The sequence below is a fragment of the Thalassotalea sp. ND16A genome, from assembly GCF_000764205.1.
Classification (GTDB): Bacteria; Pseudomonadota; Gammaproteobacteria; order Enterobacterales; family Alteromonadaceae; genus Thalassotalea_A.
The window spans coordinates 19,374-42,699 of the sequence record NZ_JQDZ01000072.1 but is presented as its reverse complement, the minus strand read 5'-3'; the positions used below and the strand labels follow the sequence as shown (position 1 = coordinate 42,699).

The window sequence follows — 23,326 nt, the reverse complement described above, 5'->3', positions numbered from 1 at the left end:
AGTTACTTATAGTATTTTAAATAATCTGTGTGCATAAGATTAATCAGCTCGTCCCAACTTAATGGTGAGTAATTAGATGCAGTTCGGAGTCGACTAGAGTCCAAGGAGCGATCTATCTCAAGCTCATCAGATTCGTGAATTGTAATTTCTTTTGAATATACCTTTGCGACTTTGCTTAACAATGTAAATTTATCTATTGGGTCAACACTTAATTGATATAGCCCAGTTAAGTTAGTATTGGTAAATATATTATCAACCAGAACCTTGGCTACGTAGCATGTTGGCAATCCACTAAATATGGCCTTAGAAAAACCTTTTGTTTCTTTAGCTTGAGATAAGAACCAGTCAATCAAACTAACATTTGAACTTAATTCATGTCCGATTATTGAAGTTCTTAACGTTAAATGAGGCTTATAATCAACCTCACCTAATAATTTAGACCTACCGTAAATATCGCTAGCATCAGGAATGTCGGATTCAACATAGTTTCCTTTTTTCCCACTAAAAACGCAGTCTGTAGAAAAGTGAATAAGCTTAGCGCTATTTTCATCGCAGATAGCTGCGATTTGGTGTGGTAACAGCGAATTAGTTCTAATAGCTGCAACAGGAACCTTTGCTGAATCATATTGTTTTATTAAACCAATACAATTTAAAACAACATTTGGTTTAAGCTCTTTTACTACAGATTCGAGAGTTTCTAAATTTTCAACATCAATACTTTTAAATAACTTGCTCTCTAATTTAGAAAAATAGCTTTCTTTATCATTGGTAGCTCTAACAGTACCGTAAACATCTAACGCCGAATATTCAGAGAGATTTCTAAATAGGCTATAACCCAACATGCCTGTTGCGCCAATAATTAATACTTTCATCTAATGAACCTAACTTTCAGCTTCAAAAACGTTAATTTGATTAAGCTTTTTAAGAAGTTCAACCATGCCATCAACGTCCAATCTTTCGGTATTATGAGAGTTGTAGTCTTCTAGTTCAGAAATTTCTTCATCACCTTCCTCAAAGAACTTCTCATAATTAAGATCACGATTATCCGAAGGGATCCTAAAGTATTCACCTTGATCTTCCGCTACAAACATTTCTTCTCGGCTACATAGAGCTTCAAATAGCTTCTCACCATGGCGAGTGCCAATAATTTCTACAGGGTGTTCTGGTAAGTTAGCAATCTTCAAAATAGCTTTAGTTAAAACATCTAGCGTAGCTGCTGGCGCCTTTTGAACAAATATATCGCCGTTTTGACCATTTTTGAATGCATGAATGACTAAATCGACGGCATCTTCTAATGTCATCATAAAACGAGTCATGTTGTCATCAGTGATTGTTAATGGTTTACCTTCTTTTATTTGAGATAAAAACAATGGAATGACAGAGCCGCGTGAAGCCATTACGTTGCCATAGCGCGTACCACAAATAACTGTATTGGTTTTTTCCAAGTTACGGCTTTTAGCCACCATAACCTTTTCCATCATGGCTTTTGAAATACCCATAGCATTGATTGGATAAACAGCCTTATCAGTACTTAAACATACAACACGTGACACACCATTAATTATCGCTGCTTCAAGAACATTATTAGTTCCAACTACATTCGTATTAACGGCCTCCATTGGATAAAACTCACAAGATGGTACCTGCTTTAACGCAGCTGCATGAAAGATATAATCAACACCGCGAGTTGCAGTTAGAACACTTTCGTAATTGCGAACATCGCCTATATAAAATTTTATTTTAGGATTATGATATTTTTTACGCATATCATCTTGTTTCTTTTCATCACGTGAAAATATTCGTATTTCCGAAAAATCTGAATCTAAGAAACGATTTAGTACAGCATTGCCGAACGAACCTGTTCCGCCTGTTATAAGTAATATTTTATTTTTGAACATTTTGATTCCTACGAAATATCTAGCTTAGTTTCTATTAAGTTTAAGTATTTTTTTGCTCTATCCTTTGCCGTTGGAAGATGATTTACATGCTCATATGCTTTGCCAGCCATCTTAGTTAAATCTAAATCCTTATTATGATTTTTATAAATAAGTTCAGCTATACTATCAGGGCTCAAAGGATCAAAATATATTGCGTGAGCATCGCAACAATCTCTTATAAATGGTCTTTCAGATGCAAACACAGGTACTTTCATCTTCATTGCTTCTACTGGTGTAGCAGAGAAACATTCTAACAAACTTGGAAATATTAGCCCGTCAATTTTTTTGTAAAAATTTGGGCATTGTGAAGTGGTTATCGTTCCACAGGTATAGAAATTACGTTGGTGATTGAACCCCAATTCATTAAACTCAGACTCTTCCAGCGTAAAAATAAAATTTAAATTCAAATTATATTTCTTCAACAGTATTTTATTAACCTCATTCAATACAATTAAATTTTTATGAGGGTAAGCTCTTCCTATAAAACCTAAAGTAAAATTAGTATTATCAATAGGCCATTTTATTTCATCCCAAAGTTCGGATTTGTCATAGATAGATGAAAAGCAATTCTCAACGACAGCTACAGAGTTTGGATTGAAACCTTTCTTATCTATTAAAGAGGTTTTAACATGGGGCAACTCAACAATTAAAACGTTATTTTTCTTATAAAAGTACCATTGCACCCAAAACTTTAGTTTAGTTTTTATTTTATCTATTATACTCAAATTTCCATATACTGAATTATTAGGATAAATGATCCAGGGTTGTGCAAAACCACATATAGAATACTTTGACTTCATATTAAAATAATTAGGGCCAAATACTGAAAATGAAACATCAAACTTTTGAAATAAATTCTTATTCATTATAAACGCGGCCTTAAGACCATAAATATCATGAACTACATATGAATTTAGCGAGCTTAACTTTAAGTCCAATTTCCTTAAGTTTAAATCGACTTCTGATGATACTACAACATTAATTTCATAATCCTTTGGGGTATCGATTATGATTTCAATCAATTCTTGAATAAATGACGTAGCGACTTGTACTGCACCACCAAAATGTAGATTTGCAGCATTTATTAGCAATTTTTTCTTCATGTTAATCTCTTTAGAGAGGGAAAGATTACGAAACTTCTTGCCCGATAAAAACAGTTGCCAAAACTAACATTAGAATGTTTGACAAGGCATGTTCAATTTTTATTTGTTCTGTAGCCTATAGATAAGATCGGATACAATTCAAGCGTTTTAATAGATATTATTTAATAGACACTTAAGAGTAGGACCTAATTGGAAGGGATATTAAACAACCTTATTTCCGGTGTATTCATGACCTTTCCAGGATTATAATATAAAAAGACATAATTCTTTTTCTACAAAATAGTAAACGATTATTTAACCACAAGAACCCATTCTCGTGCCGTTGATACTTCGCTTTTATAAAGGTTGCACCATCCATACTGATTTCTATATTTAATATCAAGCCTAAGTTTCGATGGGCGGCCATCCAAAATCAGACTAAATTCAGGACATTCACCAGGACCCTGAATCACAGGCAAATTAAACATAGCTTTTTGGTTACCGCTATTAATATATGTGAAGACTATTTTATCTTTATCAATACTCGTTCTGAAATTATTAAATAACGGAGTGAATTTTATAGACTGACGATCCACAAAAAATCTTGATAATCTCCGAAAAACACGATTATTTTGAAAACTAAAATTCGGTTTTACCGAAAGCAAACCTATATAATTCCTGAGTACTGATTCTTCCAAATATCTATTACCAAACAGCCCTAACCATGGCCCCATAGTTGATTTGAATACAGTACCGTAGCCCTTAACCCATAATGCACTCAACATAGGACCTTTCTCTGCTAAATAGTCACTTCTTCCTTCAAAGCTTACAGAAAAATAATTACGATTCGATGTAACTAGAACTCCCGTACTAGACTTTTTCGGGTAAATAGGCTTAACAGGTTTTTTACAATAGTCTTGGAGTGCAAGTGATAACCAAAATACTAAATGCGCGTTATAAACCGAGCAATAGTGGTAGTCCCACCACAAGTACTTTTCTTCTCCATGCCAATCGTTTAGCATCAGGTTTTGATTTCGAACAGTTATCTCGATCTTTTCTGTCAGAAAATCTAAAGCTTGGGTTAATTCATCGAGCCTTCCGCTAGATGATAGTAAATAAATCCACAACCCCCATCCAAATATTTGATTTGCACCTCGTCCATGATAGTTTATATCTCCGTCTGGCAATACTTTATCAAGTAAAAAACCAAGTTCACGCGAAATATCAAATTCCCCTCCTCTACAGTTAATAAACTGGAGTAAGGCGACTGTTGCAACATTATATTGAAGATTAAAGCTTCGCCCTTTGGGAAGGCAATCCTCTATACCTCCGTCGCTATTTGTAGCGGACTTAATTAGCTCTTTACAATAAAGTACATTCTTATTAAATTTCTCTGAACCACTCCATAGCCCCCTTTTTTGGTTAACATACATGCGCATTGGCAACCAATTAACCGTATAGTGTTTACTATCAATTGTCTGAATAACTATTTTTCTGATATTACTTCTTATATCGTTTTCGTCCGTCTTCAGATATTCTTCCGCTAGGCATAAAGCAAAATTATTAAAATCGAAGTGAAAGTCCTTAAGAAGTGTGTTATTTTCCCAGCCATCAAGTACACTTCTAAGTAAAAGGACCCCTTTATCGTAACTATCTAGGTCGGAGTTCATACGCCCATTTATAATGAGACTCACAGCAAAATGAGACGCTCCATAGTGTGCTGAAATTTCTTCGCCATCATTAGGATCAACAAATTCTAATCGTTCACTTCCCACAGGCTTAACCCATGAATTACAAGCATCTCTAACTATATCCCGTATATTTGATATTCGATTTTCTAAGGTCATAACTTAAGAACTCACCTGTTTATTCTTTTCCAAAAGCATATTCATCCATCTTGCAACCGAAATTGAATTTTCTAAAGGCATTAACTCACTCTCTGTCATATTATTTAAAACACAATGTGCTACTTCATCTACCATATGCTCAAACCCTTCAAACTGATAGTGATATGAAAACTTCTCTACTTCAGTTCCAGCCTCATTATATAGTGTAATAGTGTTAGTTCTATTAAATTGAGCTTCCCACACAATAGAACCAGAATCTCCCGCCACAATTGCTTTACTGGACGCAGAAAAGTTTGATGAAAGATTTATTATCCCGACTCCCTCGCCTCTTGTCGCATGTATATGCCAATTTGTGTCTACATTCGAGGATGAATAGCGAACTGCCGATGAAAATTCTTTAGGCATTCCTTTTAAAAATGAGGTTATAAATGAGAGAGCATAAACACCATAATTAGCAAGTACTCCCCCCGCAGACAAATGATGTTGACTGTCGTATATTTCCTGTTTATTCAAGTCTGCTCTAACTAGCTGAACCTGCCCAATAGTACCTCTTTCAACCAGCTCTACTGCTTTTCTAAAAGTCGGAAGACAATTCATCCACATAGCCTCTATTAGTAGGCATTTTTGATCTGATGCTAATTTTGCAAGATATTTGAGGTCAGAATCATTATTAGTAATAGGTTTTTCACAAATAACATTTCTACCTGCCATTAGGCATTTTTCAATCAGATCACGGTGTGTTTCAAGAGGGGTACAAATGTAAATAACATCTAGTTTCAGTGTATCGTCTAATATCATCGATTCATAACTGCCAAACGGCTTACAATTTCCATGACGTTTAGCAAATTTAATTGCCTTGGTTTTAGAACGAGATGCAACCGCAGCAACTCGACCTGAAACAGAGAAATCTATAGTTGAAGAGAGGGTTTCCCCCATATACCCCAGCCCTATGACTCCCCATTTTATATGTTGATGATTCTTTTTAACTTGCATTACTCCAAAACTAAACAGTGTTTTTAGTAAATACCTTTTAAGTTTGATGTAATAATATTTCATTTTGTTTGCCTATCTTAAAATGTCTAATTGTAAACGTTCCAGCTCTAGAACCGTTTCAACAGAGTCTTCCTATACTAGCGTTTAGTTACTTTGGAGATTAAATCATTCTAAGAAACATAAAGTTCTCTTGGAAATTTCAAATCATCATTCAAATTTTATCTAATACGCCTGAGTTCTGTTAACAGTTGAAACAAAAAGTCCTAACAATAAATGTAAAATAACGTTAAGGATGTTTTGATTTCATGAAACCAAAACAATGCAAGTAAGATTACTAATCTGATGGCGATATATGGCATGGCACCAAGTTATATTCTAATTATTCCTATTCGCAATTTATTTAATTAAATACCCATTTAATCTATTTTTACTGAATTCCAAGAGACATACTTTGTCTACTAAACGTTTCAGCTTCTATTTTATACTCCAAACCTAAATGAATACTATTCGATCGTAGACTCGTATACCCGAACCATTGCATCAACCATTCGCTGGTACTCAAACGATTGGCTACCAGCAATGTGAGGTGTTAGAAAAATATTAGCTGTCCGCAAAAGTGGTGACCAAGGTAATGGAGGCTCCCTTCGGGTTACGTCAAGTAAAGAGCTCGCATAAGGCTTATCGCGCATTGCCTTTACTAAATCTTTTTCAACTACTTGTGCCCCCCTTCCTGTATTGATAAACACAGCACTTGTCTTCATTAAAGAGAAAAGTTTAATATTTAAAATATCCTTGGTCGAGACTATATCGGGTAGATGATTGGATATTACATCACATTGTTTAAACATCTCGACTAAGTCGCATTTCTCAGCCCCTAAGTTCTTCGCCTTAATGTCACTAACTTTAGGATCACAAATATATATTTCAAAATCGTAGCTCCGAAGTAACTTTAAAACTTTTTCTCCTACACATCCAAGCCCTATAAGGCCAATTTTAGCTCTATAGTTTCCAACACGACGGGAGGGGTATCGTCTAGCAAGCCTGAAACTTAATTTCCAAAAAGGTTTTTTATAATAACGTTGAGATTCAAAAGCGCCTTTATTCGCCAAAACGATCTGCGCAACAACGAATTCAGCAACAGGAACTGAATTCTCCTCAATAGCCGACACAACAGTTATCCCGCATCTTTCAAAAGGCTTAACAAAGTACTCAACAGATCCTGCAATATAATAAATACATTTTAAAAGCGGAAAATATGTCTTTATTTCGGACTCGCTAAAGACAGGCATATGCCAAGTTGAGAATATAAATTTGACACCTTTATATTTCTCTGGGGAAGCCAAAAGTTCTTCTTTAGAAATATTTTCTATGGATGATAAAGTTTTGGAAGCGACACGAAGAGCGCCTTTTAACCAAATGCCATCAGTTATATTCTCAGTGATTATAATTGAGTTCATAATTCCCCAAAGATTCTTCTAACTGGATAGCATAAGCAGAGCTGTAAACAAATGCTGTTGAAGTGTAAAAATTGTGCACAACTGCTCCTTCCATACAATATGAAAAAATACCTCCTTTTTCATCACCATCAACTCCTGTATGTTCTCTACACCAATTTAAGGCTTGGAATGCAGATCTCGTAATAAAGTCGTTTGGAAAAAGTTCGCCCCAGTCTAAGATTGATTTTGCTATTATTGGTACTCCTTTGCAATCTTCCCCAAGTAAAGGTCTTTTGAAATTGTATGGCCACCCTCCATTGGGAAGCTGGTAGCTTATGATATTTGCAACCGTACTATCGATTACAACTTTTAGCTCAGGAGACTGCAACACTTTATAAGCTGGAATTAAACCTTCCAATGCCCAAGCCTGACCACGCGCAAACATTCCAGAATTAGGATTATTGTTAGAGTCAATACTAGTCGCAAATCCAGAATTAGATCTCACAAAGAAAAGTGAAACATAACTTTCTACAAACTTTTCGAGAAACGCTTTGTATCGAACTTCTTTAGTAATTTCATAGATATTGGCAAAAAGAGCGGCAGTGAAACCAATATCTACGATTATGTGATTAGTAATCCATTTTCCATTTCTTTCATCATAGCCAGTAAAAACCAATCCATCAGGTCTAGCAACAGATATAATCCAATCTGCACATTTGACTGCAATGTTTAGATATTTATCATCTTTAGTTACTTTGTATAATTCCAGGAAGGCATTATTTGCGATATATGCAGAATCATTTGGAGCAACAATTGGCATAGGTCCTTTAGTTGTATAATCATCACGAACTACCCAACCGCCACAAGGCAACTGCAGATTTGACAGTAACTTTACAATCTTAATTGCCTCATCATAATTACCACTAAGACAATAATGTTTGACTAATGCAGCGTTAGTCCAAATCCAGCTAGGTAGGCACCACCCCTTTGTACCTCCTATGAATCCAGTATAATATAAAGCTTCGTTTTTATAGCCTTGCGGTATGCGCGAACGGCATATAAAAGACTCCCAATACACTCTTGAATTTTCTTGGTCTATCCCATAGCTAAATTTCAAATTTGACTTCTTGAATGAATTTTTCAGATGATTATTTGTACTTGTTGGGACTATATTTTCAACGGGATAGACAGATTTCTTTTCGAAACAACTGTCATTCTTTTCAGTTTTTACAAGACTTTTATCCACCGAAACAATAACTTCCCCACTGTCTGAAAAATCGCTTTCATCGATATCAACCATTCTAAATTGAAGTGTTGATTTGTAGCGATTTAATAGAATTTTAGCTAGCTTATGGGCTGTACAGTAAGCTTTATAAGTAAATTGTTTTATCATTAATTAACGTACCCAACTGTAAAAAAAAAGTACAAAGCAACGCATCTGTTCACGAAGACTCACCCAACCCAAAGCGTTGGCTTTTCGATAGTAAGTAAATGCTACGCCTCTTTTCTTTGACTTAAACCCATGTTCAGCAATTGATAGATAGTTCTTTTGATAGATAAATTTTTTATCTTGCTTTGAAAGACCATCAATAATGCCTATATACTTTTCGATGTATGCTTTTTTTATAGCTATCATTTTTTCTACATCAGGAAGATTGAAATTCTCATTATTTTTTATAACTAATACTTCGCTAACAGCATGAATTGAATATTTTTGAAATAATCGTACTAGAAATTCATAATCCTGATGCCGCTCAAAGCTTTCATCAAAACCTGCCAGTTCATCAAGCACTTCTTTTCGGATAAATATATTTGATCCGGTGCAAAACATAAAACTGCAAGCTAAAGTTTCCACTAAAAAATTCCCGCTCTTTGGAGAACTAAATTTCGCGTATCGCTTACCCATTCTATAGAACTCGCACCCGGTATATACCGCTGGCGTATTTGAATCACATTTTTGAATTACAGACACTAGCTTTTCAATTCTGTCTGGATAGAACTCATCGTCACTATCTAAAAATGCTATATATTTTCCTTTTGCATATTCTAACCCAGTGTTTCTTGCTACAGCACCATTTCTATTCTTATTATGTTTTATGTATTTTATACAATGACCTTGTTCGATAAATTTTTTTATTAGCTTTTCAGTGGTTGTTCTCGCATTTGATGATGGGTCATTGTCATCAACAACAATTAGCTCTATATATTGATAGCTTTGTAAAAAAACACTCTGTATAGTCTTTTCCAATAAAATAGGCATCCCATAAGTTGGAATAATAATACTGACTAACTCTTTACTCATTTGTGCACCATATTCTAAGTATCCTAACGAATGTTTGCGTTTATGTTTTTGAAAATTCGACAGGCAAATTGATAAAACATAATCAAAACTAATGTAACAAGTGGATATCCTACAGACGTAAAATGATTACTAAAAAACATCATAAAAGTTGCAAAACCAACCGTTACCCACAACCCATCTTTGAGAGAATCTTTTTCATAAGTTCCAAATAGATAGGCTTTTTTAACAAACAGTCCTAAGATAAAGGAAAGTATAATAACACCAACCCCTCCTGCATCTAAATAAAAGTCAGTAATGAAAGAATAAGTGTTCATTGGATATTGGTATATAGGTTTGGGTTCATATTCAACAAAACCATCTAGTTGAAGGAGAGATATTAATGGCTTGACGGTTCTCAAACCATAGTCATAGCTATCGTTTATTTCAACATTGTGAGCTAAGTTGGACCAAGGAGTAGTCAAATAAAGATATGGTAGGTAGATAAAGTCACCATACTGCTCTAAAATAGGCACATCCGTAGATATATTTTGTCGCCATTGGTAGTCTGATTGCTCAAATTCACTACGGGCATCAAAAATAAAGCTAAATAACATCGGAATTAATAATACAACAGGGATAATGGTAAGCTTAATAACTGATGCTATTCTACTTTGATGACCATACTTTAATAAACCAAAAAGAATAAACATTAAGGCGAGTAAAATTGAGAACTTTGCCAATATAGCAAATGAAAAAAACAAAGTTACTGATATGGACAATAATATTTTTAACGTACTTTTCTGCTGAAAAGCAACTATAATTGAAATGGGTAAAAATATACTAAATTGGGAAATGATAGGTAACGAATAACTTTCACGGGTAAGTGCTACATTCCCCTGATTGAAAATAGGTAGGCCTGCGATGATAGTCCCGAGAAGGTGAGGCGTTAAACCTACAATAAAAATAACCCAGAAATGCCTATTAACTACCCCATTATCTATAACAAGTTTTTTTCTCTTTACAGCTAAAAGACCTAAGATAAAAAAACCAATTCCTAAAAACATCACTATACCAACCTCAGCATTTAGAGGTTTCAAAAAATAAGTAGATATTTCTTTGTTGTATATGATTATGGTTAGAGGAGTAGATGCAAATAAATTATATGGATTTAATAGGTTTTTTTCACGAGCACCTAACCAAAGCAATAAGATAAATACTAAACCAAAAAATACTGAGAAAAAAGATGGATTGATAATAACAATCAAAGAAACAAATATAGCTCCATACAATAGCATCACTTTTTGACAACCTTATTCATTAACTCTCCTATAGAAAGTACTAAGCTAGGAAAAGTTCGCTTAGTTAATTCCCCCTTATCTAAGCGCATAGTAAATCTAATTGATATCAACATAAACCCTATAAAGAAAACAACGATATTAGTGAGGATAGCACCGATTAATTCATACTCAGGTACCAATATATTCATTAAAACAATTAATAATATTAGTGTGAACAAATGAATTTTTGCAATGACTGACGGTTCGCCGAGTATTTCATTGAAATAAGCTTCAAAAGGCTTTGATAATATCTTGAAAGCAAAACCTGCAAATAAAAATTTAACTAGTGGTACAGCTTCGAGATAGCTAGCTCCAAATAATAGGTATACCAAATCATCAGAAAACAGAAGCAAAAAGAAAAACACACCTAAACATAGGAAAAGTAATACCATAAAAATTAAGATCACAAAATGTCTTTCTTTTACAGTTTTTCCCTCTGCAGCAATTCTTGGCACCATGACTCTATTAATTACATCAGGAATAAATTGCACTCGGGACACAAGTGCGAAAGCAATACTGTATATACCTAATTTCACGCTACTCACATAAAAACTTAGTACTAAAGTGCCCATATGAAGATTAGAGAAGTTATTCAATGTTAAAAACCACGATTTAAACCCATATTTGTATATAAATGACATATCTGTTCGATTGATCGAAGAATCACTTCTAATCAACAGTTCGTATTTATATATGTATACAAATATTACTAAAACATTGGATAAAATAGATGCAACTAATGCTGCTTCTACATTACTAACTAAAAGGAGGGCAATTATGACAAAAAACAATTTTAAAAATTCAAGCCCAGCAGAGATTTTTGATGCATTTCGAAATTTGCCAAGAATGGTTAAAAAAACATTTACCTGTACGCAAATAACTTGAGAAAAACCAAACAATAAAGCCAAAATAAATTGCTGTTCTGTTCCTCTTTTAAAAAATTCTATATCTAGATTTTTAACTAAATAAAAAATCACAATGGAAAAAGCTAACGCAACGCTGACCGTCAATAATAGATATCTAAACGCCTGCTGTATATTTATATTATTCTTAAGTAGTAGATAACGTATCCCATATTCATTCCCCATATAAGTAATAACACTCATCATTGAAGCAAACATTATGCATATAGCATAAATGCCTCTCCCCTCAGGAAGTAGAAGTCTAGCAATAATAATCTGTGTTAGTAAACCTAAAATCATTACAATAACTTGACTTGAAAAAAGCATAGTTAAATTACGAATGAAACTTCGATTTTTCAAATTTCATACCTCATTACGTTTTTAAATCGTAGCATTTCAAATAGGTAAGTTCGAATGATAATACTAACTGGTTAAATTTATTTAATCTCATGCAAAACCTACTACTAGTATTGCCTAAACTGGCTGCACAAATAGTTAATAAGAAGATGTCTGTGAACTTTCTCGTTTTGGCAGTAAGCAGTTATATTTACAAAGAGCTAATTGATTGTAAATTTATGTTCAGATCAATATACAGACCTTTATAAGGCACTTTTATATCGAAATAGTTCATGCTTCAGTCTGCATGTCTCATAAGTAACATAATATACAAACAATCTGCAGATTGAAAAACTGTTGAATTTCGTCACTCAACTATTAATGATACAACTCGAACTTTATGCTTTATATTGTTGTAAATATTGACCAATGCCAATATTAAAACTCTGATTTAATTTAGCTTTAAGACAAAACTTTTCGCGAGGTAGATGGTTGAATAACTCTTGTTAAAGGCTCGTGTTAAATTAAAGAGTTTCCGTCTAAAACATAATTAAATGGCGGTATCTTTTAATACAAGCACGTAGTCTTCAATTACCTGTTAAAAACTTCAAAGAGAAGTTATTTCGTTCCGTAGGAATGTCTGTTGATTCTTTTCAACACCGAAACTCAGAGACATTTTGTGTATGAGACGAAAATTGTCGTCATTGAGACTTGTTTTTTATCGTTTTATAACCACATCGGGATTCAAAAGTTCCCACCCAAAAGCACGGAGGGATGACGGCGCGTCTAATAAAGAGGGCTTTTGCGAACGCCTTAGGCAAGAGGTTTTGCTACTTGTATTCGTAGTTATAGTAACCATAATCACCATAATAACTACTCGCCTTTTTCTCTACTGCGTTAAAGATAATGCCTTTAATATCTACACCATTAAGTTCAAAACGATGTGCTGCTGCAGCAATTTCTTTTAATGATGATTGATTAAACCTTGCCAGCATTAGCGATGTACCTACTTGATGGCCAATAATTGACGCATCGGTTACCGCTAAGACCGGTGGTGTATCTATAATGATCAAATCGTATTGATTTTTTACTTGTTCGAGTAACTCGGTAAAGCGCTGCCCCATTAATAATTCTGACGGGTTGGGTGGTATTTTACCGCGGGTGATCACGCTTAGATTTTCAATTTTTGTTTGCTTAATGGAGCTGCTTAAATCGTTATCACCTATTAAGTATTCCGACAAACCGTTTTCTGCATTTTGTTCAAAAAGCTTTTGTACATAGCCTTTACGCATATCGGCATCAATAATCAGTATGTTTTGTCCGGCTTGCGCAAGTACTGTAGCAAGGTTAGCGCTAACAAACGATTTACCCACTGTTGGGCTGGCACCAGAGATCATCACAATATTATTTTTCGCTTCGAGCATGGCAAAGTGCAGGCTGGTGCGTAACGATCGGATTGCTTCTACAGCTAAGTCGGTTGGGTTTTCTTTGGCTACTAGAATTTCTGGTACTTTAAGTTTTTTTCTGCCAACTTTATGGCTGAGCTTTTCTTTTAGCTTTCGTTTGTCTAAAAATTTTGACTGCGTATCTGACACAGGAATAGTCGCGTATACAGTTAAGCCAATATCTTCGAAGTCTTGTGGGTTAGTAACACCGCGATGAAATGCCGCTTTAATTAATACAAAAGCCACTGAGAACATACCGCCTAGCAAAGTTGCTAATACCACAATCAGTGATTTTTTTGGTTTTACGGCTAACCTTGCCACCTGAGCCTCATCAATAATTCTCACGTTGCCCACAGTACCGGCTTTGGCAACTTTTAATTGTTGAACATTGTTTAAAAGGGAAAGATAAATTTGTTGATTTACCTCCACGTCTCTGGTTAAACGCAAAATTTGCTGTTGGGTTTCTGGTAACCCTTTCACCGAAGTAGATAACTGCTTTTTCTGGGCTATTAATTCTTCTTTCTTCTTGTTAAGCGAGACGTAACTTGGGTGCTCTTTGGTAAAACGTTGCGCAATTTCGGCTTCCTTAAAAGACAGCTCATGTAAGCGCGTATCAAGTACCACTATTTGCTCTAGTATTGATTGGGTTTCAAGCGATAAGTCAACCGACTCATTCTCTAAGCGGTAGTTATTTAATAAACTTTCTGCAGTTTCCAATTTATCTTTAATGCTTGGCAGTTCTTGATCTAGGAAATCGATTGAATTTTGCACTTCTGCCGACATACGTTGTACGTTTTGCAGCAAGTACGCCGCATTTACCGCATTTAAGGTTTTTTCGGCAAGTGCTTTATCCGGCCCTTCAATGGCAAGGTATAAAATGCCCGATTGCTTACCTTTTTCAGATATGCTTAAACTCTTTTGTAAATCTTTGATGGCTTCTATACGGTTTCGTTTGGTCACCAAAAACTCGGTGCCGGTATTTGCTGATAAGTCGGTAATCAATATTTTAATATCACCCGTTGCTGATTGCGCAATGTTGTTTACTGTACCCGTTAAAATGTGCTGTTCGTTTAGCAACAGGTTAAATTTATTATTCCCTAAATAAGTAATGGTTAACGCTTTTTCTTCTAGGCCTTTTGGTACAGTTAAGCTTGCGACATTGATCACTTCACCGCCCCAAGCGTATGAGTCGCTGGTAAAACTTGCTAGCCATGGTTGGTTAAAGCTAACTTTACTAATACGGGTGTATCGTCGGGCGAAGAATTTACCTAAGCTGCCAAAATATTTAGGTGTAGCAACTACGTCTAATTTTACTTCGTCTACGGCTTGGCCGATGACGTAGCGAGATTTCATCAGTTCAATTTCGGTAACGGCTTCTGATTCTGTGGCAAACATTTCACCTAAACTATCAAGGCCAGGCATGCCTGCCGATTTTTCTTCAATTTGAATGAGTGCATCGGCTTTGTAAATTGGCGTTGCCATTAGTGCATAAAAAACACCTATGAACATAAACAGTGCAGTAACAGATACGATTAGCCACTTGCTATCGAGCAATAGACCAAATAAACGGGCTAAGTCGATTTCATCATTTGCGCTGTTATCTTGTACGCGTGTTTTTTGTGATTTTTCTTTAGTTTCTGACATAGGTAAATGAAGGAGTTAGGAACTTGGAACGAGGAACAAGGTGTAACCTAGTTTACTGTTTCGGGTTCTTTTTTACTCTTATCCTTTTTAATAAAAGGAACTAGGAACTAGGAACTAGGAACTATGGCCTGGTTTACTGTTTCTGGTTCGTTTTGTTTTATTTATTAAGAAATCCTGTTCGGGGTGCGAGCTGGTTTCTTTTCTTGTTTTATTTTTAGTTTTTAGATCTCTGAATAATTTGGAGATCTAATCATATTTCTTTTTGGTGAAAATAAAGTGTCGCGATTAAGCGAAATGGCCTTAGGTTTGGTTGCTTGCGCAATTACGCGAGGTTAAAACCCCGCCAATCTTGTTTAAGGGCAATTTATTATCAAGTTGCGTTCGAAATAAATTACCAACCGATTTTATCTATCGTCTAAGATATCGTTACGGATATCACTCATGTAGCGGATGCTGGTGAATGTTGGTAATAATTGCATTATTACGCGGTTCCAACGGGCTACTGGTGCTGAGGTTACGTATACGATGTCTAGTGGTTTTAATTCAAACTGGGTGCTTAGTAGTAACATGGCGCCGTTTGATGCATCTAATTGGAATACGTCTACTAATTTGTCTTTTTCAGTGCTTGCTCTAAGTACAAATATACCGCTGGCATCACCGGTAGTTTCACTCATGCCACCGGTGTTATTTAATGCTTCGGCTAAGGTTAAGCCTGCCCTGCTTAATGTTTGTGTTTGCGCTTGTTTTACGTCACCCATTACAAAAACTTTTAACGCATCGTTACGTGGCACGTGAATAATGTCGTTGTGTTGAATAAGTCGGTTTTGGCTCATGTCGCCTTTTTGATAAAGGGCGTATAAATCTAACTTTTCTTCAGTTGCGCCTTTAGCTGTTGCCCGGGTTAATACTACTGAGCGCCAATCGGCTAATGGGCTGATGCCACCGCTGGCATTCAACGCATCTAAAAGGGTCATTGGTACGTTAGTAATTGGCAAAACTGCCGGTTGTTTTACTTCACCAGTGATAAAGGTACGTTGTGATCGAAATGCAGCTACTGCGACATCAATTTGTGGGTTTTCAATGTAACGGCTTAAACGTTTGCTGATTAAGTTTCTTACTTCAGTAACTTTTAAGCCGGCAACTTTTACTTTGCCTATGTATGGGTAGAAAAGCGTACCATCAGAGTGTACTACGTTACCGCTTTCGCCTGCACTTCTAAATTCCCCTGCAGGAATAGTAAGTTCTGGGTGATCCCATACGGTAATGCTTAATACATCGCCTTTACCTATTATGTAGTTGTAATCGGCTACTTGCGAGTCGAGTTTTTTATTTAAGCTAGCTTTGGGCTCTGCTTGTTTAAGCTCTGCCAATACTTTTGGGGTAATGAATTTGGCATTTACTTGTGGCGATATGTCGAATGCTTCTTCGTTATCTTTTAGTTCTACATTATCTACGTGTCCACCAGGGACTATGGTACAGGCAGTTAAGAATGTTGTTAGTAATGCGATAGTGAGTAATTTAAAATTGTTTTTTGTTGTCATAGTTATTTGGAACGTGGAACTGGGAACTAGGAACTAAGTTGTTTATGGTTTAGTTGTGCTGTTCGGGTTCAGTGTTCTTTATCCGTTATGTTTTATTAATTTTTTTTAAAGCGGTTAAGGAGCTAGAAACGTGGAACTGAGAACTTGGAGCTAAGTTGTTTATGGTTTAGTTGTGTTGTTCTTGTTCTGTGTTCTTTTCTAGCTTTCTTTTTAAAACTTTTTCTTTAATGGTTGGTCTGTGCGTTTCTTTATCATTTGACCAAGCATAAAGGCTATTATTTTGGTTTCGTTTACTAATTCTAAACCGAGTTTTGAATCGATAATACCAACTTTAATGCCGATATAAAGTTGTGTAACTAATTCGCCTGCGGAGCCTTTGGCATAATACAGGAACCTTGCTGATTCTTTTGGCGTTTCTCTTTCTTCTCCTTCGGCTATGTTTGAAGGGATTGAGAGGGAGCAACGAGTTATTTGATCTTTAAAGCCGTAATCACGGCAAGATTTTAATTCTAGATAAACTTTGCAAGCTAAGGTGGAAGATCGCTTCCATACGTTTAGTTGTTCGAATTTCATGTTTTCATCCTTAAATACATGCTTCCTGTTATTTAAGGATAGTTGAAAAATTGGAACGAGGAACGAGGAACTTGGAACTAAGCTGTTTCGGTTTAGTTGTCCTGTTCTTGTTCAGTGTTCTTTATCTATTATGTTTTATTGATTTATTTTAATCTTGGAACTAGGAACTAGGAACTAGGAACTAGGAACTAGGAACTAGGAACTAGGAACTAGGAACTAGGAACTATCAGTTTCTAATTTTATATGTTTTTGTCTACTTACTTATTTAAGTTTTTCGGCCCAGGCTTCGCAGTTTTTTTCTATTTGCATAAACGCGTGGTCGAATGCTTGCTGGCTTTTTTTGTATGGGTCTGGAATTTCTTCTTCACTATTCCATTTGCCCAGTAGCATAATTTTTCCTGATGCTGCGGGGTATTTTTGCATTAATATTTGTTGATGCTGTTTTTCCATTACCAGGATTAACTCGGCATCGTTGATAATGTTGCTACTTACTTGCCGGGCTTTGTGGTTTTCAGCGTTGAAGTTGTTGGTTGCTAGCAGCTGAGCTGCATGCTGTTCAATGCCTTTATCAACTAATGCGCCAATGCCTGCTGACGTTATGTTTTTAAGCGGCAGGAACTTTTGCAGTATTCTTTCGGCGCTTGGGCTGCGGCAAATGTTACCGATGCAGATTGTTAAAATGTTATGGAACATAAGCGCTGGGAACGAGGAACGAGGAACGAAGAACTAAGAACTAAGAACTAAGAACTAAGAACTAAGTTTATTTTTTAGTATCGTTGTGCTCGATATTTTCCTTTTATTTTAAACATTAGATTAGGTTCAATTATTTAGGTTTAAGTAAAAATTAGAAGATTTTTTAATCTTTTAGTTACCGCGTTGCGATAATTACGCGAGGTTGAAACCCCGCCAACCTTATTGGTTGAAACTTCGCCAACTTGCTTTAGGCACGCTTCCGCCCATTGGTTTGGCTCCAAAAGGCATAAATTCAGTTTTTGTGGCTTAACAAATTAAGCACGAATTGCTAGAAACGAAGGTGTTAGGTTTCGTTACTAGTTTAATAAAGTTAAAGGGTAGTTTTTAGGCTTTGGTTTTAACTTCTTATTATTTTTTTGCAAAGCCGTTTGGTTAAAACGGGTTTGCTTTAATGCGAGGTTTAAACCCCGCCAACATCTATAATTTCAAGTCAGCTATTTTAATGATTTTGCCGTACTTTTACTACTATTTTCGCCCTAGATTTAGTGTTTTCCCTGTTTTTTGTCAGCGTTTTTATTACTATGCAAAACGGCACTTTTAGCACGAACGGCATCAATATTTGTATTGTTGCTCATAGTGTAGAGAATAACTGATTGGGAAATAAAGATTTTTTTGATATCGACTTAATTCCCTGTCATTTTTTACCGTTGAGATTTTTGCTAAATCTACAATTCATCCTTGCCAGGTTTCGTTGTTAAACCTGTTTTGCTTTTTTCGACTTACGGGTTAGGACCCACTTAAGTCGGTTCGCTTTTTTTCGGGTTTTGCTGATTGTTACCTATAACTAACATTAACTTTACTTGCTGTTTACTTAACAGCTAAGTTCATTCTATTTAACAAGTCAGCATTGCCGTAATTAAAATGATCGAGAGTATTAATTATGCGGTCATTTTAATGGCGGCTATTATAAATGAGCCAGTGCGTAATTACTAGTGAATGTACTTTTAAAAAATAGATTTTGACTGGTGGCTTCCCAAAAAACGCCGCAAATAAAAGTTACGGTGCTTTAGTTTCTACCTGCTGTAGCTAAAATCCACTTAGGGCTTCCCCACCCGAACTTGAGCCAGCGGCACCACCTGTTTTGGCGAGTAGAATTCTATAGTCGATTGTGACAGCGGCTGGCTATGGGTAATTACCCATAGCCATTCAATGCTTTCAATCTAGCTACACTTACCAGGCTAAAGCGTACTTTTACGCTGAAGTTAACGGCACTATAAATCTAAAATACTCTTTTAAGACAATAGAATGCCTATTTTTCGCTCTTTGCCTTTTACCAACTTGATTAAATCATTTGGCGTTCCCTAAAGTTTAGGTAATGACTTTGGGTTGGTAATGGCTTGGGTTAGGTCGTACTGGTGAAGGGTATTGTTTAGTAAACAAAAAGGCTGGTTCACACCAGCCTTTTACGTAGTTAGCTTGAGCTCAATTAGTGGTTAACCACCATTGCCACCATTGCCACCAGTAGCGCCAGTTACAGCTTCTGGATCTATGTATTTGTAGCCAATTGCCAGTATGGTATCGGCTTTTGATACTACAAAATCGATGCCATTGTCGTCAAACGCTGTGCGGCTGGCCGCAGACAGTTTCATATTCACGTTGAAGTTAATTTCATTCGTGAACAGCTCATCAGTTATGCCAGCATTGGCTACGCTAACACTTAATACCGGAACGTCAAAGGTTACACTAGACTCGCCGGCTGGAATGGTTACCGTTGCCGGGACGTCACCAAAGTGAACCCCTTTTTGACCGCTGCCATCAATGGTTTTTAAGTCAAAGCTAATAGCTAAATCTAACTCAGCCACACCGCTAACTTCAATGGTTACCGGAATACTATGTTCAGCAAAGCTGTCGGTGTTGGTTTCCAGGTTTAATACACCAGCGTCTTTAATAAACATTAGCGCTAAATCATCATTGCCAATGATCAATTGCTTGTAAATGGTCTGTAGATCATCAACGTTATCACTGGTATTGACGTAGAGCCAGTCGTTTTCAAAGTCGATAATGGTTTTGCCCGGGGTAGAAATATTGGTGATATCAATGGCCAGCTCAACAATTTCACTTGGCTCAGACAACTCATCGTCCAATACAGCAACCGTAACGGCATTCTGTTGTTCTTCGCCAGTAAAACCTGTACCGCCTTCAGCGATGGTAAAGTCAACGTCTTTCGTGGCCGTACTATTGTCGGTTACACTGATATTACTGGTTAAAATAATCGGCGCATGGGTTGAACGATAATTTAAATTAAAGTCGACTTCAGCGGTCTGACCTTCCACTACTTCATACGCATCTTGATCAACGTATAAGCTGGTCCAGTGCACATCGTTGTCGATAATAGTAAAGGTATTGTCATAATCACCGTTTAAGGTGGTTGAACTGATTGTCGCTTGCATGTCGTAATCAAAGCTCACTACATTATCGTCAGCGACACCAACGCTTACTAACATACTGCTTTGATCCGCAGCAAAGTTAAGCGCGGTGGTGGTTACATTGCCGTTGATGGTGGTGGTGTAATCAAGACTAAGCGCGGTAACTGGGGCAGTATCTAAACTCACTAACAAGTTGGTCTTCGCACCTTCCCATAATTCATCGTCACCAAATTGAACCACAGTAAAACTTGTTGGTGCAGCGGGTAACGTATCATTATCGATGATCACCACTTGTTGCTCAGTGCTAACCGTATCTTTAATCTTCACCAAGTCGTAAGCAGACAATGTTGCAGTTAAGGTCTCATCACCTTCAACATCTTGATCGTCTCTGATATCAATGCTGGCGGTAAATACACTTTCACCAGGAGTAAGGTCTACTCTTTTTACAAAGTAATTGTGGTAATTGTAACCAGGCGTTTCGTAAGAAAAGTGATAATCTAAAATGTATTCTGCCGAGCTTACTTCTTCGTCTTTAAATATAACCCATGCATATGGCTTGTAGTTTTTAATGCCGGTAGGCACCGGATCTTCGGTGGTAATTTCAAACATTAATTTGCCAGAGGCTTCATCGGCAGAAAGAATTTTAAAATCACTGATGTAAACCGCATCGTTATCACGAATTCGGCCGGTAAAAGTAAGGCTGTCTAAACCACGCTCAAAAATGGCACCCTGGGCATTAGTCAATTGCACTTGATAATACTTGTAACGCTCTTCAATCATGGTATCGGCTAAAATGTCGATGCTGATAACTTTTTCAGTTTCGCCCGGAGCAAAAGTGATCACTTCACTGGCGATGGCATTAATATCAACACCGTCTACTGCGGCAACGTGATAAGAATGGAATGTTCCCTCTGGTGCCGGTTGTAAAGAATAAGTAAAACTCACCGCTTCTTCTGGCGCATCAAGCAAGCGTAGCTTAATTTCGGCCACGCTGTTTTCGCTGTCACCTTCCACCGAGTAGTTATTTGCATAAACCACATCAATAACCGGCGACGGTTGTTCGCTTTGTTGTAAGGTAATAGTAGAGCCTGAAGACTCACATAAATCGATACCGGTGATCACCACAAAGTCAGTATCGATGCTGCCGCCTTCGACTAACGTTACCGAGGTTTTATCGGCAATTAATTTGCTTGAGCTGGTTGTGCCGGTAAAGGTAAAGGTAGTTGGTTCATCGGGTAAGTCGACATAGGTATATACGCCATCGGCGGCACCATTGTAATTATCGGTTAACGATGCACGATCATTGTTTAAGGTAATTTCACCTTTAACCGGGTAAGGGTCGCCATTAACATCAACAATGCGAATAGAGCCAGAACAAGACTGCTCGACATCGGCCCAGGCCAGGTTGTAATAGGATAAATGGGTAAGTGCCATGTTAACAATTAAGTTATTGTTATCATCCAGTGCTACTGTGCCATCGCCTTCATAACGCCAAGCGGCATCGCCTTCAGACAAACTCCAGGTTGGAATAATATCGCCTTCGGCAACAAAGGTATCGGTAGTTGGGTTGATAACATTGCTTGCCAGTGGAATATCCACTTGAATTGGCTCTAAAGAATTTAAGGTGCTGGCTTTTTGCTCACCGGCGGTTAATTCAATGGCAACAAAACCGGCGGAAACAAAACGCACTTCTGCGGCTTCACTCGCACTTACTGCACTGTCACCATCGGTTAATGCCGTGGCCAGTTCGGTGGCATTGGCTACTTGCGTGACTAAGCCGCCAGGTAGAAGGCTGGCAGCATCTTCAACACTGCTGTCAAATGAGGTTAGTACCACTTCTAATTTAGAAGTGTCTAACGCGTCGCCATTGTCATCCAGTAATACCACATCCACCGGGATTTCCAAATTGACGTTATTGCCAAGCTCAGAATCGGTGGAAACGGCAATAACACTTACGCCGTCTTCATTGGTAATAGGCTCTACCGTGGTTAAATCGACACTTTCGGTAACAAAGTCTACACCAAGCGGTGCTGTGTCAGCACTTAACTCGACTAAATCGATACTTGCGGTATTATCACCATAAACATCGATAACCACTTTGCTGTTAGTCGGTAAATAGCCACTGGCATTCACCGCCAGAGTTAACTGCCCGGCAAAATCGGGGTAGCCATTGTTGTCATTATCAAGCAAAAGCTCTTGGCTAATGCTGATAACCGCTTCGCCGTTATTAAAACTAACCTGTTTATCGCCGTCGGCAATAATGGCTAAGTTATCATCTACCACAGTTAATGTACCGGCAGGCACACTGGCGTTGGTGCCGGCATTGTTTATGGTAACAATTAATTGTGAAGAAGCAGGTAACGTTGGATCTTCAGGTTCAACGATAACTGGATCTTTCGGTTCTACCGGGACAAGTTTTTCATCAACTTTGTCGTTATCAAAAAAATCACACCCCGATAACAGGACAGAGCAAGACATCAGCATTATCGGCAATGCTTTTGAACGTTTTGTAAAGCGCATATTAGTTATTCCCTCAACGAAGATTTATATCCGTATCAAAAAGTTATTATTAGTTTGCAACATTCTATGCAACCTAATTAACAATTACAAGGGCTACAGACACATAAAATAACAAGTCCAATACAAATAGTTACAACTTTAGGCGTTTCACTTAAAAGCGCAGTAACGATGTTAGTAGTAGAAGCTTAAAATCAAGTTTACAGCCTGGCAATATTGAAATTACGGAGATTACAACTAACCACAATATGAATTGAAAATACTTAAGATAGGTTGCTACGCAATAACGCGAGACTGAAGTCTCGCCAACCAAACCAATTCGGTTGGTGGAGTCTA

The 23,326-nt window shown here is 36.8% G+C and carries 15 protein-coding genes; all 15 read right to left on the bottom strand.

Annotated elements, in window-relative coordinates; translation table 11 throughout:
- Positions 1-2: 2 nt before the first annotated feature.
- Positions 3-872: a dTDP-4-dehydrorhamnose reductase family protein gene (locus ND16A_RS07350; RefSeq protein ID WP_033078015.1), complete on the bottom strand. Its 870-nt coding sequence runs from the start codon at positions 870-872 to the stop codon at positions 3-5.
- A gap of 9 nt (positions 873-881) precedes the next feature.
- Positions 882-1,898, bottom strand: coding sequence for a polysaccharide biosynthesis protein (locus tag ND16A_RS07355; RefSeq protein WP_033078014.1), 1,017 nt, complete (start codon positions 1,896-1,898; stop codon positions 882-884).
- A gap of 8 nt (positions 1,899-1,906) precedes the next feature.
- Complete coding sequence (locus ND16A_RS07360; protein ID WP_033078013.1) at positions 1,907-3,040, bottom strand: glycosyltransferase; 1,134 nt, start codon at positions 3,038-3,040, stop codon at positions 1,907-1,909.
- 290 nt (positions 3,041-3,330) lie between these two features.
- A complete protein-coding gene (locus ND16A_RS07365; RefSeq protein WP_033078012.1) occupies positions 3,331-4,866 on the bottom strand; it encodes a hypothetical protein in 1,536 nt (511 codons plus the stop codon).
- A 3-nt stretch (positions 4,867-4,869) separates the two neighbouring features.
- Positions 4,870-5,922 (bottom strand): Gfo/Idh/MocA family protein, encoded by a 1,053-nt coding sequence (locus ND16A_RS07370; RefSeq protein WP_033078011.1) that lies wholly within the window; start codon positions 5,920-5,922, stop codon positions 4,870-4,872.
- 440 nt (positions 5,923-6,362) lie between these two features.
- Positions 6,363-7,316, bottom strand: coding sequence for an NAD(P)-dependent oxidoreductase (locus ND16A_RS07375; protein ID WP_052073137.1), 954 nt, complete (start codon positions 7,314-7,316; stop codon positions 6,363-6,365).
- Positions 7,294-8,688 (bottom strand): glycoside hydrolase family 76 protein, encoded by a 1,395-nt coding sequence (locus ND16A_RS07380; RefSeq protein WP_033078010.1) that lies wholly within the window; start codon positions 8,686-8,688, stop codon positions 7,294-7,296. Before ND16A_RS07380 ends, ND16A_RS07375 begins: the two co-directional genes overlap by 23 nt.
- Before the next feature lie 3 nt (positions 8,689-8,691).
- On the bottom strand, positions 8,692-9,597 hold the full coding sequence (locus ND16A_RS07385; RefSeq protein WP_033078009.1) for a glycosyltransferase family 2 protein: 906 nt from the start codon (positions 9,595-9,597) through the stop codon (positions 8,692-8,694).
- A 23-nt stretch (positions 9,598-9,620) separates the two neighbouring features.
- Positions 9,621-10,871 carry an O-antigen polymerase gene (locus ND16A_RS07390; protein WP_033078008.1) on the bottom strand — a complete coding sequence of 417 codons (1,251 nt, stop codon included), beginning with the start codon at positions 10,869-10,871 and terminating at the stop codon, positions 9,621-9,623.
- Positions 10,871-12,175, bottom strand: coding sequence for an oligosaccharide flippase family protein (locus ND16A_RS07395; protein WP_033078007.1), 1,305 nt, complete (start codon positions 12,173-12,175; stop codon positions 10,871-10,873). The genes ND16A_RS07390 and ND16A_RS07395 overlap by 1 nt, the downstream gene beginning before the upstream one ends.
- Before the next feature lie 806 nt (positions 12,176-12,981).
- Positions 12,982-15,240, bottom strand: a complete 2,259-nt coding sequence (locus ND16A_RS07400; RefSeq protein ID WP_033078006.1) for a polysaccharide biosynthesis tyrosine autokinase — start codon at positions 15,238-15,240, stop codon at positions 12,982-12,984.
- 404 nt (positions 15,241-15,644) lie between these two features.
- On the bottom strand, positions 15,645-16,781 hold the full coding sequence (locus tag ND16A_RS07405; RefSeq protein ID WP_033078005.1) for a polysaccharide export protein: 1,137 nt from the start codon (positions 16,779-16,781) through the stop codon (positions 15,645-15,647).
- 210 nt (positions 16,782-16,991) lie between these two features.
- A complete protein-coding gene (locus tag ND16A_RS07410; protein ID WP_033078004.1) occupies positions 16,992-17,354 on the bottom strand; it encodes a four helix bundle protein in 363 nt (120 codons plus the stop codon).
- A 261-nt stretch (positions 17,355-17,615) separates the two neighbouring features.
- Positions 17,616-18,047 carry an arsenate reductase/protein-tyrosine-phosphatase family protein gene (locus ND16A_RS07415; RefSeq protein ID WP_033078003.1) on the bottom strand — a complete coding sequence of 144 codons (432 nt, stop codon included), beginning with the start codon at positions 18,045-18,047 and terminating at the stop codon, positions 17,616-17,618.
- A gap of 1,493 nt (positions 18,048-19,540) precedes the next feature.
- Positions 19,541-22,993: a Calx-beta domain-containing protein gene (locus tag ND16A_RS07420; protein ID WP_033078002.1), complete on the bottom strand. Its 3,453-nt coding sequence runs from the start codon at positions 22,991-22,993 to the stop codon at positions 19,541-19,543.
- Between the last annotated feature and the right edge of the window lie 333 nt (positions 22,994-23,326).

Coding starts and splice junctions, on each gene's coding strand:
- ND16A_RS07370 (WP_033078011.1), bottom strand. CDS start 5,922: ATGAAATATTATTACATCAAACTTAAAAGGTATTTACTAAAAACACTG.
- ND16A_RS07420 (WP_033078002.1), bottom strand. CDS start 22,993: ATGCGCTTTACAAAACGTTCAAAAGCATTGCCGATAATGCTGATGTCT.
- ND16A_RS07375 (WP_052073137.1), bottom strand. CDS start 7,316: ATGAACTCAATTATAATCACTGAGAATATAACTGATGGCATTTGGTTA.
- ND16A_RS07380 (WP_033078010.1), bottom strand. CDS start 8,688: ATGATAAAACAATTTACTTATAAAGCTTACTGTACAGCCCATAAGCTA.
- ND16A_RS07360 (WP_033078013.1), bottom strand. CDS start 3,040: ATGAAGAAAAAATTGCTAATAAATGCTGCAAATCTACATTTTGGTGGT.
- ND16A_RS07390 (WP_033078008.1), bottom strand. CDS start 10,871: ATGCTATTGTATGGAGCTATATTTGTTTCTTTGATTGTTATTATCAAT.
- ND16A_RS07410 (WP_033078004.1), bottom strand. CDS start 17,354: ATGAAATTCGAACAACTAAACGTATGGAAGCGATCTTCCACCTTAGCT.
- ND16A_RS07385 (WP_033078009.1), bottom strand. CDS start 9,597: ATGAGTAAAGAGTTAGTCAGTATTATTATTCCAACTTATGGGATGCCT.
- ND16A_RS07365 (WP_033078012.1), bottom strand. CDS start 4,866: ATGACCTTAGAAAATCGAATATCAAATATACGGGATATAGTTAGAGAT.
- ND16A_RS07350 (WP_033078015.1), bottom strand. CDS start 872: ATGAAAGTATTAATTATTGGCGCAACAGGCATGTTGGGTTATAGCCTA.
- ND16A_RS07400 (WP_033078006.1), bottom strand. CDS start 15,240: ATGTCAGAAACTAAAGAAAAATCACAAAAAACACGCGTACAAGATAAC.
- ND16A_RS07355 (WP_033078014.1), bottom strand. CDS start 1,898: ATGTTCAAAAATAAAATATTACTTATAACAGGCGGAACAGGTTCGTTC.
- ND16A_RS07415 (WP_033078003.1), bottom strand. CDS start 18,047: ATGTTCCATAACATTTTAACAATCTGCATCGGTAACATTTGCCGCAGC.
- ND16A_RS07405 (WP_033078005.1), bottom strand. CDS start 16,781: ATGACAACAAAAAACAATTTTAAATTACTCACTATCGCATTACTAACA.